Below are 11,589 nucleotides of genomic sequence, written 5' to 3' on the forward strand. Positions count from 1 at the left end.
AGGTTGAACATGCGACAGACAGCACTTTTGCGTTCTCCACCTTGAAACGCTTCAATCGCTTTTTGCCGCAGGTCGTAACTGTAAGGGGCAGGCATAGTTCTATCCCAACACTTCTCTCCTTCAGAATAACGTCCTAACACAGCTATGTAAGGCTATAAACTGCCAGCTATTGTCGTAACTGGTGGCTCTAGCATTGCCCCGGTTGCCCATCGCGGCTTGCGGAAACTCGTAATCTCCACAGGGAATCAACTCATCCAATCGTGCCTTTTTTATGCCCTTGATCGACGATCGATCCATGATGACGTCGTAACCGTCTGCATCCGTAAGTTGAACATCAGGCAGCAGCGTTCTTTTGGATAGGAAGCTAGCAGGGGAACAGTTTTCTTCAGAGCCCTCTGCCCACTGCCTCCGCCAGGCAAACCGGAACTGAAACGGGCAGTTCTGCTCACCCCCTAAGTGACGAGCAAGCTGTGGCGAAATTTTACCGTGGCAATCTCCAGTCTTATAGCGAGCATACTCTGGGTCATTGAAATCCACTATTTTGACCCGCAGGTTCTCTAACGTATCAGACCTCCTGTAGCAGTTACTCACTAGCAGAGAACCATACCGACAGGCGGCATCCGGCTCTGTTGCGAACAATCGCCGGAGCTTCTTACGCAAGTCGTCATCTGCAAAGTAGTAACTGTTGCCAGAACTAAACGCCAGCCGCCGCTGAATACTATCTGCAAATCCTCTCTCTCGCAGATAATCTGCGTCTGGATTGCGATGATCAATTTTCACCAGCAGCAGAGATTGCAACTCCTCTGGTTTAAACATCTGCTCCAGCAAGGAGTTCTTAATAATCTCTGGTTCCGACAAATACCGTCCTTTCCCGTTATTGTACGCCCCATCAAAGATCGGAATGCTGAGACCAGAACCCTCGATGACCCGTGTGGTCAGATCCATTACCTACAGTATGTGGTGTATACGTACTGTTCTCTTGTATAAAAGCGTCAGACTGTTTTCTAACTTTCACGCACAACAAAATTGGCAAAATCAGCCAGGTGGCTATTTTTCGATTGAGTAGGCAAGGAGGCTAGTTATGCCGTGGCACATTAAGCGTCTAGAAAACGGTTTGCTGGTTCAGGCATACGATCGGGAACCCGATGATGAAAGCGAAGAACTCCTGACACCGGACGGCAAAACGCAAGATGAATGCTACCCGCGCTTTGCTCACCTGAAACCTGGGGAAAGCCTGGTACTACCAGATGAACCCGAAACCACTACTTCTGGTTCCCGGTATCCTAGCCAGTACGAAGATTTGGGCGAGTTTTTGAACAGTGATCCAGGGGCGATCGATAAGTTAGACAGCAGTAGTCGATCTCGCCGCTTTGACTGGCGCTCTTATAAACCCGACGAATCCCTATGATTACAGATGATAGATGGGCTAACGTTGTATGAGCGATGAACTAAATATTCCGACTTCCAATTCGTCCGAGTCACAAGCCAGCTTTGATGACCCGTGGAAAGAAGGGCTAGAGCTTCATTTTGAGCCATTCTTAGCAGATGGCCCTACCCGATCGTTTAGAGCGGGAATTCCGGGCAGAGTTGAGACAGTACCAGGAGGGGTAGTGGTATTTCGTAAAGGGTAGAGAAAAAAGCGTCATTCTGAGAGCCTGATCTAGCAAGACAGCTAAAAACGGTGATTATTCTCCATCCTTTCCTAAATAGACTATCTCAGTGTGTTGTTGAATCGTTCAATGTAGCTGGTTAAGCCGCTCTCTTTACCCACCGCACGATGACGTTGACTCGGTAGAACCTTGCTTGCCATAGGCCTCCCAGTAATCGATGTACACGATGGCACATTGTCGATAGACCACAGGCAGCGATTGCCACAATCCAGTTGCAGTCTCTGCTGAACGGTCGCCAATATAACAACACCCGATGATCTCACGAGTTGCCACATCCAGTGCCAACCACACCCACTGCTTGTTGCCCTTGTCATCCACAAACGACCATAATTCATCCATCGGCACCTCTAAGTGCCCCTTGGCTTTGGAGTGCAAGTGCACCCGTTGCAGCACCTGAGCGTAGCAACGGTTGACATAGCGTTGCAGCCAGTCCTCGGATAGGTTCATCACACGAGCAATGCCCGCCAAGGGAAGTTTCTCCAATAACAGACAATCAATCATCGCTTTGCGCTCTGGGTCGATAGGTTGCCATTGCGGGTCTTCGACAAATTGACGACCACAGTCACGGCATTGGTAATTCTGTTTACCACGACGAGTGGTGCCATTTTTCATGATGTCATCTGAGCCCCAGTTAGGGCAGAGGAGATATGGCTTCATGATGGAAGACGGTAAAGGAGGAAATGCATCTTAAAAGACTCAACCATGATAGTGATTCCTAATTTTCTCTACCCTTTACTAAATGGCACTACCGGCTGAGGAAACATCTGCATCAGCTAAGGCGATCGCAGGTCTAAATTTTCGCGTGCCCAGAGTGCGGCTTGCGTACGATCGCTCACGTTTAACTCGCTGAGAATTCGGCTCATGTAATTTCTGACCGTTCCCTCGGTGATATGCAAGGTCTTAGCAATTTCACGGTTTGTTTTGCCCTGCCCCAACAGTTTCAAGACATCCAACTCTCGTTCACTCAGCGTCAAATTAACTGGGATGGCATTAGCGGGTGGTTGCAGTTGGGCAAAAACTTTGGCTGCGATCGTCGGTCCAAGTTGGCTATGTCCCTTGTGAATCGTGCGGATAGCATCCGCCACCTGCCCAGAAGGCGTGTTCTTGAGCAGATACCCAATTGCCCCCGCCTGCAATAATTCCCACACATATTCGTCTTCGTCAAACGTGGTTAGCACGAGAATGCGGTTCCATGGGTAGCTACGGAGAATTTCACGAGTTGCTGTGACACCATCACAGTTGGGCATCCGAATATCCATCAGAATGACATCCGGCTGAAGCGTTCTGGTCAGGTCGATCGCCACTCTCCCATCGGGTGCCTGCCCGACAACTTCGATGTCTGCCTCTAGGGACAACAAAGAAGCTAACCCCTCTCGAAAGAAGGATTGATCATCAACGACGAGCACTCGAATCATAGGGGATGAGGATTTTGATTTGCGTTCCCACCAGGGAACTTGTACTAATTTTAAGAGTTCCACCCAAGAGTTCTACCCGTTCCTGCATTCCTGGTAAACCACAGCCGGTTAATGGCTGTTCCAGGTCAAATCCCTGACCGTCATCTTGCAGCGTCACAACGATCGCGTCTGAGTCAACCACTCCGCGCAGCGTCACATGAGCCGCCTTCGCGTGCTTCTGAATGTTAATCAAGCCTTCTTTCAGCACGCAGTAAAGCTGATAACTCGATTGCAGGGAGAGGGCAGGTAGGCTTAAATCAACGTAAATAACAATTCCCTGTTGGCGCAGCTGCTCAACTTGCTCCCGCAACGCCTCATTCAGATTAAAACCAGATTGCCAGCGCATCGTCTGTACCAGTTGCCGCACATCTTGAAGGCATTGGCTTGCTAATAAGGCGGCATTGTCTACCGAATGAAACGACTTGACTAAATCGCGATCGCGCAATTTCTGAGCAACTTCCAGTTGTACTCCCAATGAGGTGAGAGTGTGCCCTAAGGAATCATGAATTTCACGCGCAATCCGCAGACGTTCTAGCTTGGCACCCAACACTTCCACTTCTTGGGACAATGCTTCTGCCTGCTGACGACTTTCGCGTTCTGCCACGATGACAAAGCCAAGCAAAACGACAAAAATACTGGCACTGACATAATACAGCAAGGCATGCAGCAGCGTGATGTACAAATTAGACTGTAAAGTGACACTATCAAACTCTGGAAGTTTTCGTTGAATTAGTGACGGATACAGCCAGGCAAAACTAGCCAACCAGACCACTCCACCCATAATATTGGTCAGAATAACTTCGCGGCGACTCAATAAGAAACATGTCTTGATCAGTAGTAGATAAAGTACAAAACTAAATTCGATTCCAGACGCGACGGCAATGCCCGTTAACCCCACTTCCAATGCAATATAAGCGCGACGCTGCCAAAGTGGGCGATCGAGCGGCAGGATAAAGCTGAGACAGAAAAACAGCGTGCTAAACGCGACACATTTGACGATTAGCTCAGGCGTAGAGGCTTCGTCAAGCACATAAATCAAGATCGTCATGAGTAGCAGGAGCCACTCGCCGAAGCGCAGCGTCCGACGGAGTGATGGAGAAGAGCCAGCGTCTAGATTCATTGAATAGATTAACCATCCTGTTCTCTCTAGTTTGCGCGATTGCCTGCCAATCCAGGTATGACACCTATCAAGTTTAGATATGACAAGTGTCATCCGTTTTCATGATAGCTATAGGTATCAAAAACGCTGTGGATGGATTTAGATGGTCCGTAGATGAATCATCCAACTAGCTATGCAGCCAGACCACTCAAATTCTCAAACTGCCATTCACCATTTAGCAAGGCTGAGTGATTGTGTCTTTGCCCTGGCGCTGGCAATTACCTTCATGGGATTTGAACTGCCAGAAACTGCTCAGTTGCTGTCAAATTTGGAAGTCAACCAATTTCTGGCTGGACAACTTAAGTCCCTTGGCATCTACATCATCACTTTTATTCTGGTTGCCTTTTATTGGATTAACCACACTCAGCAGTTTAGTTACTTCAAGCGGACTAATGAAACTCACTTATTTATCTATACCTTGTACTTGATGTGTTTATTAGTGATTCCGTTCTCGAATGATCTTGTTTTTAGGCTATCCAGCAATCCTTTTGCCAAGATTTGGTTTAACACCAATATTTTTCTCATTGGATTGCTCTCGTTTACAAGCTGGATCTATGCAACTCACCAAAATCGATTAGTGGATGAAGATTTAGATCTTCAAATCATTCGGTCGATGAAAGTGAAAGCACTAATTGAACCTGTTTGTGCCTTAATATCAATTCCAGTCGCGCTGGTTAGTCCAGATTTGTCAGATCTAGTCTGGCTGTTAATTCCAGCGGTTTCCCTAGTTTTAAATAAAGCTCTCAGGCAAACTTCTAGGTCTGATGTAACACCAGTTTCAAGTCAATTGGTTGAGTAATTAGCTCAAACTTGTTGCTTAAGTTGCTATTTCCAATTTGATCGTCTCCGCTAGCCGCTACTACTTGCATGACCATCATGAATTTACAGTCATTGTCGAAACCATCTAATCGTTGGATGCTTGCGTTGATCGTTGTTGCATCTACCCTTACAGCAGGAATTGCTTACTATGGCATTTCGCAGTTTGTTGTAGAGAAACCAGCAGAGAACACTCAGACTACCCCAACGATTCAGTCTATTGTGGCGCTGGGGCGGTTAGAACCCGAAACTGAGGTAACAAAAGTGTCAGTTCCAGCCACGCTCAGTAACGATCGCGTGGCTCAACTGCTTGTCAAACGGGGCGATCGTGTTCAAGCTAATCAAGTAATTGCGATTCTAGACAGCCACGATCGTTTGCAAGGCGCGCTCCTAGAAGCCGAACAACAAGTCGCCGTTGCCCAGGCAGAGCTTGCCCAGGTTAGAGCCGGAGCAAAATTGGGTGAAATTGAGGCACAACAAGCAGAAATTGGACGTTTACAGGCGGAATTAGCAGGTGAAACTCGGCGACAGCAAGCAACCTTAGCAAGTTTAGAGGCTGAGGTTAATAATGCCCGCTCTGAATACAATCGCTATCAATCGCTCTATCAGGAAGGAGCAATCTCTGCATCTCAGTTTGATCAGAGGCGATTAGCTTTCCAAAAAGCGCAAGCACAGTTTAATGAGGGCAAAGCAAATCAAAGCCGGACGACTGATATATTGCAAGCGCAGATTGTGGCGGCTAGAGCTAACTTGAATCGCATTGCTGAAGTGCGTCCAGTGGATGTGCAAACGGCACAGGCAAAAGTGGAGCAAGCGATCGCCGTGGCTCAACGAGCAAAAGCGGATTTGAGACAGGCAGAGGTGCGATCGCCCCAAGCAGGACAAGTTCTGGAAATCTATGCCAAGGCAGGAGAAGTGGTGGGTGAAAAAGGCATTGCAGATCTGGGACAAACTCGCCAAATGCGAGTAGTTGCCGAAGTTTATCAAAGTGACATCAAAAAAATTCGCATCGGGCAACAGGCAGTAATTACAGGTGAACCCTTCTCTGGAGAACTGCGCGGCACAGTTGAGGAAATTGGGCTGCAAGTGAGCCAGCAGGAGATCTTCAACAATCAACCGGGAGAGAACCTGGATCAGCGGGTGGTGAAAGTCAGAATTCGTTTGAATGCAGCCGACAGTAATCAAGTCTCAGGACTGACAAATTTACAGGTGCAGGTCGCCATTCAACCCTAAATCGCTCATATTCTCGCCAATAACTAATTAGTTGATTCACACCTTACCGTAACAGAGCAAAGAAGCTGGTGCAGACATTTACATAACAAATCTAAGGAGACTTTCAACCTGTGAAATGGAAGTTCTCAAGTTACTCGTTAAAGGACAAAGTAATACTGAAATTGCTGGGGTGTTGTATGTCAGTTCCAATACTGTCAAAACCTGTACCAGAGGTATTTTCAAAAAATTTGGAGTTGATAATCGCGTTCAAGCGGTTGTTTTTGCCCTCCGTCATGGTCTCGTGTAAAGCGGGGAAAAAGTGATTTATGCTGCGTAACCTATTTCGTAAAACACCCCTGGCGTGGTTTCAGCTAAAACGGGAAAGAACCCGTCTTGCGGTGGCTTTAGCGGGGATTGCCTTCGCCGATATTCTGATGTTTTTTCAACTGGGATTGCTCGACGCCCTGTTTGAGTCTGTCGTAAAACCCTACACCTCGCTGCAAGGGGATCTATTTCTGATTAACCCGCTGTTTGAGAGCTTAAATGTGGTCAGAAGCTTTCCCAGAGAGCAACTATATCAGGCGGCAGGAGCTAAAGAAGTTGAATCGATTAACTATCTCTACATCGGTCAGGGCGAGTGGCGGAATGCTCAAACCCGAAAGAATCAGCCCACAATGGTGTTTGCTATTAATCCCCATAACTCAGCGATCGCGCTGCCAGATGTACAAGCACACCAGAATGAACTGAAGCTGCTGAACCGAATGCTCTACGATCGCGCGGGTGCGGAACAGTTTTTTGGCAATGTCGTTGAAGAACTTCAGCAGTCCGGCTCGGTGCCAATTCAATTTAATAACTTTCAAGTCAAGGTAGTTGGAACGTTTGTCATGGGAGCATCATTCGCTGCCAATGGGAATGTCATTACTAGCCATTCAACCTTCCTTCGACTCTTTCCAGCCCGCCAGCCCGATGAAATTGATATTGGAGCTATCCAGTTGAAACCGGGCACCGATGTTGAGCAATTTAAGGCTGCCATGCAATCGGAGCTTAAAAGCGTGCTGATCCTGACGCATGAAGAGTTTATGGCACACGAAAAGAAGTATTGGGAAACCACCAGCCCGATCGGGATTTTGTTTGGATTTGGCGCAATCATCGGTTTTATCGTTGGCACCATTATCGTCTATCAAATTCTCTATTCCGATGTGTCAGACCATTTGCCAGAATATGCCACGTTGAAAGCAATGGGATACAGCGACGGTTACTTGGTTGGCGTACTCATCCAGGAAGCGTTGATTATGGCAGTTCTAGGATTCATCCCAGGGTTTGTTATTTCGATCGGGCTGTATTCGGTCGCTGCCGCTGCAACTTTTCTACCGATTGGCATGACAGCCAGCCGCGCGATGCTTGTATTGACGTTGACGATTGTCATGTGTGCGGCATCAGGAGGAATTGCAATGCGTAAACTGCAATCTGCTGATCCGGCTGATATTTTCTAGTTTTTACCTGGTGTAATTATATGCCATCCTTGCTTGCTTATCTTGTTGCGATCGCAGCATTAGACAGCCTCAACCCCACTACTACAGCAGTCCAAATGTATCTGCTCAGTACTCCTAAGCCAGTTCCTCGCTCAGTTTTCTTTATTGCGGGAGTGTTTATCACCTATTGGGCAGCAGGACTAGCGGTGGTGCTTGGAGCAAATCGGTTGACCATCAACTTACCAAGTCTGCCACCCCCACTGATGTACACGTTGCAACTGATCATTGGCATCGTTCTATTGATAGTAGGTTTGAATCTTAATAAGTCTGCTACGAAGTCCCAGGAAGCTAAACGCCCTGCTCGATTGACGATTGTTCAAACTTTTCTATTTGGCAGTGCTGCAACGCTTTGGGACTTCCCGACAGCGTTGCCTTACCTGGCAGCGATCGAGCGCATTGTGCGATCGCAGTTTGATCTCTTCACCACAATGAGTATTCTGACAATCTACAACGCCATCTTTGTCTTCCCACCCATTGCTCTCCTAGTACTCTATATCTGCCTGGGCGAACGCAGTGTCAATTTGATCCAGGCGATTAATCAATCCGTGCAGAAATGGGGACAAAAAATATTGCAAGTCCTACTGATTGGCTTAGGTATCCTCCTGCTTGTAGACTGTATTGCTTTTGCTCTAGGTCGTCCAATTTTTTGATCGCTTATCCACATACAAGAACAAAAGCAATGATTCAAACTTGGCAGTCAGATCAATCTCACTCAACAGCAGCAAAACCAGTTATTTCTGCTCGGCAGCTTAATCACTACTTTGGCAGCGGCGAACTCCGCAAACAAGCCTTATTTGACATCAATTTAGATATTTATGCAGGCGAAATCATTATCATGACGGGTCCCTCTGGCTCTGGCAAAACAACGCTGCTAACACTGATGGGCGGGTTGCGATCGGCTCAAGAAGGCAGCCTCAAGATTCTCGGACAAGAATTACACGATGCCAGCAAACAACAGTTAACTCAACTTCGTCGCAACATTGGCTATATTTTTCAGGCACATAATTTATTGACCTTTCTGACTGCTAAACAAAATGTGCGAATGTCCCTGGAACTGCATGAGGAAATGTTCGATCGTGACGTTGATGGCGTGAGTGTTGCCATGCTGAAGGCAGTAGGGTTGCAACAGCGGGTAGACTATTACGCCGACAGCTTATCGGGCGGGCAGAAACAGCGAGTCGCGATCGCCCGCGCCTTAGTTAGTCAACCCCAGATTGTGTTAGCTGATGAACCTACAGCCGCTCTAGATAAGAAATCTGGGCGTGATGCTGTAGAGATTATGCAAAAACTTGCCAAAGAGCAGGGTTGCACCATCTTATTAGTCACACACGACAACCGCATTCTAGATATTGCCGATCGCATTGTCTACATGGAAGATGGTCGTCTAGTAGATAATTCAGAGACTACGATCGCGGACTAGATGTTTACCTCGCTAAAATGGTTTGTAGTGGATTATCACAAATCAGTTCAGACGTTTGAATGTACCAAACTAACTGAATGAGTCAATGTGATGTATCAGAAATCTAATCCATCCTTCCAGCTAGAATATCCCTACATTAGGGACGAATTGCTCAAAGTCTTTCAGCAGATAGTGAATGCAGAAGCACAACGCCAGGATTGGAGCCGTCAGGAAGCTTTGCCTCGGACGGATACCAATCGTTTGAGTACATTGCTTCAGTTTATTACATCAGCACAGGTTCAGGCATAGAGCCTCATTTCATGATCGGTTTCTTCCTCAAAAATGCTGATGAGGTGCGATCAGGGGAGGCTGTTTTCAATGCCGTTGAGCAAGTTTTTCAGACCGCAGGCGTTGATGCTACTTGTGAAAATTACAAACTCAGAGCATCTACGATTGGCGGAGGCACTTCGCAATGGGGAAAGTGAAGTCGTGGTGCGTCTAATCGGTGAATTACTTGCCCGTTCTGAGCCAGGGTTGGTGATGGTTGCGATACTACTAACCCAATTTAGAACCTGGTTATGGGTTAAGAGTGCAATTTCAAACCGAATCAAAAACAACACGGAGATTGCTCAAATCTGTCATGTGGGTAATCCAAATCGGCTTTACTACCTGCGGCAAGAGGTCGCAACCATGCCTATCAAATCATTGATCCAAGCAGTCACAAAGCTGGTGGATCTGGAAATGGCAATTAAGCAAGGTTATGCCGACACAAACTCTATCCTGCCGTTCTTGCTCATGATCACACGGTTGTTTCAACCTGTTCAGGCCTTGACATTGCTGCTCAGGTAAAAAAGAAGGGTGGTAATAAAAAGTTCGATTGGCAGCGATGGAATACAAAGGTGTTCCCACGACTATTCGGGCAACCAGACGCTTTAAAGTATCCGCCTGAAATGGTGGCGATCTTGATGAGCTTGCTGTATGACACCATTCGGACTGACCCAGAGCAAGCCGTTGCAGATTTGGTGGAATTTAACCGGGCATCGCTGGAACGTCGCAACTCATTCCAAGCGGAGCAGGATGACGAACTGGATGATTTGGAGGATGAGCTTGACGATGATCTCGATGACGACCTCAGTGATGAGCTTGATGACGAATCCAGCGACGAATTGGATGATGACCTCGATGAAGAGTTAGACGAGGACCTGGAAGAAGATGGCGGATAGTACCCATCCAACCTTGCTCACTGCCTAATTGTTGACTCTGCATTAGTTGAACTGATGCAGGGTTCTTTTTTCCCACCCACCTCCCTGACACGCTGAAGTGGAGGACGGCAATAATTGTAGAGGAAGTGAATCTTAGATTGGATGAGGAAAGCATCTGTCGATGCGATCGCTATGAGAAATCTAACTCGTCAATATTAAGGAGCAATTCTCATGGTTAACGCAACTGCAACACGCAAATCTGACAAAACTACTTCACGCAAGGCACCGAAGCACACTCCCGCTTTAGAACGGGTGATTCCCAATCAAGAGAAAGTTCGATTGATGGTGATCGAGGTGCTACGAGAGGAGTCTGGACGCGAACTCGCAGCATCGGCTCGTTGCAACGGACAGGAGTTCGATTGGGAACATCACAATGCTCAGTTTCGCCAAGACTATGCCGAAACCTCACTCCGCGATCTGCTGACCTACGCTCGCAAGCTTTATGGGTTGCAAAACCTCGATGAAGTGCGCGATCGTCGTGCCGCTCACAAAGCCACCCGCACCAGACGTTTGAATGCACCCAACAGCTTGAATGCAACGGATGACCTGGATACGAATGAGGAGTTTGAAATCGACTTGGAAGAGGACAACAACCTGGATGACTAAGTCTTAAGTAGCTTCAGTGGCGAACGCGCTCAACCCCGGCGAAAAGTCGGGGTGATTTATTACCACCCACCCAGACGGTATAGTTGAAACGAGTTTAGTTCATCTGTACTTTTCATGACCACAGATCTTCTATCCGGTGACTATCACAACTTTCTACAGGCGTTGAAAGAGCGAATTCGCAACGCCCAAAGCCGCTCTGCATTGGCAGTCAACCGAGAACTGGTCACGCTTTACTGGCAGATTGGGCAGGAAATTTTGACGCGCCAGCGAGAGCAGGGATGGGGAGCTAAGGTCATCAGCCAACTGGCGAAAGACTTAAAGGCAGCGTTTCCGGAGATGGGCGTTGCTGAAAAAGTAATGCTGACTTTGGCACAATGAAGGTATGAAATGTCCTCAATGTCACTCCACTCACACGGCTAAAAACGGTCACCGTCGCGGCAGACAGTGCTATCAGTGCAAGCAGTGTGGTCGCCAATTTC

Annotated in this window: 17 protein-coding genes and 2 pseudogenes; 14 read left to right on the top strand and 5 right to left on the bottom strand. The window is 47.5% G+C overall.

Annotated features, from left to right (window positions below):
• Together NDA01_RS29770 and NDA01_RS29775 are read right to left on the bottom strand one after the other, a co-directional pair.
• Positions 1–95: pseudogene (locus NDA01_RS29770) on the bottom strand (IS630 family transposase); the annotation flags it as partial.
• Positions 96–120: 25 nt separating this feature from the next.
• Complete coding sequence (locus NDA01_RS29775; RefSeq protein WP_348230871.1) at positions 121–945, bottom strand: hypothetical protein; 825 nt, start codon at positions 943–945, stop codon at positions 121–123.
• 136 nt (positions 946–1,081) lie between these two features.
• Here NDA01_RS29775 and NDA01_RS29780 point away from each other — a divergent pair, with 136 nt between their 5' ends.
• Both NDA01_RS29780 and NDA01_RS29785 read left to right on the top strand, forming a co-directional pair.
• On the top strand, positions 1,082–1,408 hold the full coding sequence (locus tag NDA01_RS29780) for a hypothetical protein (protein WP_348230872.1): 327 nt from the start codon (positions 1,082–1,084) through the stop codon (positions 1,406–1,408).
• 28 nt (positions 1,409–1,436) lie between these two features.
• The gene (locus NDA01_RS29785) at positions 1,437–1,631 is read left to right on the top strand and encodes a hypothetical protein (RefSeq protein WP_348230873.1); all 195 of its coding nucleotides are present in this window, start codon (positions 1,437–1,439) and stop codon (positions 1,629–1,631) included.
• A gap of 83 nt (positions 1,632–1,714) precedes the next feature.
• On the opposite strand, the pseudogene NDA01_RS29790 reads toward NDA01_RS29785, so the two are convergent.
• The 3 genes and pseudogenes from NDA01_RS29790 to NDA01_RS29800 form a co-directional block, all read right to left on the bottom strand.
• A pseudogene (locus NDA01_RS29790) lies at positions 1,715–2,327 on the bottom strand (IS1 family transposase); the annotation flags it as partial.
• Between the two features lie 116 nt (positions 2,328–2,443).
• Positions 2,444–3,085 carry a response regulator transcription factor gene (locus tag NDA01_RS29795; protein WP_348230875.1) on the bottom strand — a complete coding sequence of 214 codons (642 nt, stop codon included), beginning with the start codon at positions 3,083–3,085 and terminating at the stop codon, positions 2,444–2,446.
• Positions 3,063–4,244: a sensor histidine kinase gene (locus NDA01_RS29800; protein ID WP_348230876.1), complete on the bottom strand. Its 1,182-nt coding sequence runs from the start codon at positions 4,242–4,244 to the stop codon at positions 3,063–3,065. The genes NDA01_RS29795 and NDA01_RS29800 overlap by 23 nt, the downstream gene beginning before the upstream one ends.
• Positions 4,245–4,416: 172 nt before the next feature.
• Here NDA01_RS29800 and NDA01_RS29805 point away from each other — a divergent pair, with 172 nt between their 5' ends.
• The 12 genes from NDA01_RS29805 to NDA01_RS29860 form a co-directional block, all read left to right on the top strand.
• Positions 4,417–5,082, top strand: a complete 666-nt coding sequence (locus NDA01_RS29805; protein WP_348230877.1) for a TMEM175 family protein — start codon at positions 4,417–4,419, stop codon at positions 5,080–5,082.
• Positions 5,083–5,198: 116 nt separating this feature from the next.
• Complete coding sequence (locus NDA01_RS29810) at positions 5,199–6,332, top strand: ABC exporter membrane fusion protein (RefSeq protein ID WP_431193575.1); 1,134 nt, start codon at positions 5,199–5,201, stop codon at positions 6,330–6,332.
• Between the two features lie 82 nt (positions 6,333–6,414).
• Positions 6,415–6,618 carry a helix-turn-helix domain-containing protein gene (locus NDA01_RS29815; RefSeq protein WP_431193577.1) on the top strand — a complete coding sequence of 68 codons (204 nt, stop codon included), beginning with the start codon at positions 6,415–6,417 and terminating at the stop codon, positions 6,616–6,618.
• Between the two features lie 19 nt (positions 6,619–6,637).
• The gene (devC, locus tag NDA01_RS29820) at positions 6,638–7,804 is read left to right on the top strand and encodes an ABC transporter permease DevC (RefSeq protein WP_348230879.1); all 1,167 of its coding nucleotides are present in this window, start codon (positions 6,638–6,640) and stop codon (positions 7,802–7,804) included.
• A 20-nt stretch (positions 7,805–7,824) separates the two neighbouring features.
• The gene (locus NDA01_RS29825) at positions 7,825–8,493 is read left to right on the top strand and encodes a GAP family protein (protein ID WP_348230880.1); all 669 of its coding nucleotides are present in this window, start codon (positions 7,825–7,827) and stop codon (positions 8,491–8,493) included.
• A 29-nt stretch (positions 8,494–8,522) separates the two neighbouring features.
• Positions 8,523–9,263: a DevA family ABC transporter ATP-binding protein gene (locus NDA01_RS29830; protein WP_348230881.1), complete on the top strand. Its 741-nt coding sequence runs from the start codon at positions 8,523–8,525 to the stop codon at positions 9,261–9,263.
• Positions 9,264–9,353: 90 nt separating this feature from the next.
• Complete coding sequence (locus tag NDA01_RS29835; RefSeq protein WP_348230882.1) at positions 9,354–9,551, top strand: hypothetical protein; 198 nt, start codon at positions 9,354–9,356, stop codon at positions 9,549–9,551.
• 69 nt (positions 9,552–9,620) lie between these two features.
• Positions 9,621–10,091 carry a DNA polymerase III subunit delta gene (locus NDA01_RS29840; RefSeq protein WP_348230883.1) on the top strand — a complete coding sequence of 157 codons (471 nt, stop codon included), beginning with the start codon at positions 9,621–9,623 and terminating at the stop codon, positions 10,089–10,091.
• Positions 10,092–10,141: 50 nt separating this feature from the next.
• The gene (locus NDA01_RS29845) at positions 10,142–10,465 is read left to right on the top strand and encodes a hypothetical protein (RefSeq protein ID WP_348230884.1); all 324 of its coding nucleotides are present in this window, start codon (positions 10,142–10,144) and stop codon (positions 10,463–10,465) included.
• A gap of 210 nt (positions 10,466–10,675) precedes the next feature.
• Positions 10,676–11,110 (top strand): hypothetical protein, encoded by a 435-nt coding sequence (locus NDA01_RS29850; RefSeq protein ID WP_348230885.1) that lies wholly within the window; start codon positions 10,676–10,678, stop codon positions 11,108–11,110.
• A 114-nt stretch (positions 11,111–11,224) separates the two neighbouring features.
• Positions 11,225–11,488, top strand: a complete 264-nt coding sequence (locus NDA01_RS29855) for a DUF1016 N-terminal domain-containing protein (RefSeq protein ID WP_431193576.1) — start codon at positions 11,225–11,227, stop codon at positions 11,486–11,488.
• A gap of 4 nt (positions 11,489–11,492) precedes the next feature.
• Positions 11,493–11,589 (top strand): transposase-like zinc-binding domain-containing protein (locus tag NDA01_RS29860; protein WP_431193408.1); only part of this gene is annotated, 97 nt, incomplete at its 3' end.

It is taken from the genome of Trichocoleus desertorum AS-A10, from assembly GCF_039962155.1.
In the GTDB taxonomy this organism is placed as follows: Bacteria; Cyanobacteriota; Cyanobacteriia; order FACHB-46; family FACHB-46; genus Trichocoleus.

Bases quoted from the DNA above. Each gene is read 5' to 3' on its own strand.
- NDA01_RS29775 (WP_348230871.1), bottom strand. From the start codon at position 945: ATGGATCTGACCACACGGGTCATCGAGGGTTCTGGTCTCAGCATTCCG.
- NDA01_RS29780 (WP_348230872.1), top strand. From the start codon at position 1,082: ATGCCGTGGCACATTAAGCGTCTAGAAAACGGTTTGCTGGTTCAGGCA.
- NDA01_RS29785 (WP_348230873.1), top strand. From the start codon at position 1,437: ATGAGCGATGAACTAAATATTCCGACTTCCAATTCGTCCGAGTCACAA.
- NDA01_RS29795 (WP_348230875.1), bottom strand. From the start codon at position 3,085: ATGATTCGAGTGCTCGTCGTTGATGATCAATCCTTCTTTCGAGAGGGG.
- NDA01_RS29800 (WP_348230876.1), bottom strand. From the start codon at position 4,244: ATGAATCTAGACGCTGGCTCTTCTCCATCACTCCGTCGGACGCTGCGC.
- NDA01_RS29805 (WP_348230877.1), top strand. From the start codon at position 4,417: ATGCAGCCAGACCACTCAAATTCTCAAACTGCCATTCACCATTTAGCA.
- NDA01_RS29810 (WP_431193575.1), top strand. From the start codon at position 5,199: ATGCTTGCGTTGATCGTTGTTGCATCTACCCTTACAGCAGGAATTGCT.
- devC (WP_348230879.1), top strand. From the start codon at position 6,638: ATGCTGCGTAACCTATTTCGTAAAACACCCCTGGCGTGGTTTCAGCTA.
- NDA01_RS29825 (WP_348230880.1), top strand. From the start codon at position 7,825: ATGCCATCCTTGCTTGCTTATCTTGTTGCGATCGCAGCATTAGACAGC.
- NDA01_RS29830 (WP_348230881.1), top strand. From the start codon at position 8,523: ATGATTCAAACTTGGCAGTCAGATCAATCTCACTCAACAGCAGCAAAA.
- NDA01_RS29835 (WP_348230882.1), top strand. From the start codon at position 9,354: ATGTATCAGAAATCTAATCCATCCTTCCAGCTAGAATATCCCTACATT.
- NDA01_RS29840 (WP_348230883.1), top strand. From the start codon at position 9,621: ATGCCGTTGAGCAAGTTTTTCAGACCGCAGGCGTTGATGCTACTTGTG.
- NDA01_RS29850 (WP_348230885.1), top strand. From the start codon at position 10,676: ATGGTTAACGCAACTGCAACACGCAAATCTGACAAAACTACTTCACGC.
- NDA01_RS29855 (WP_431193576.1), top strand. From the start codon at position 11,225: ATGACCACAGATCTTCTATCCGGTGACTATCACAACTTTCTACAGGCG.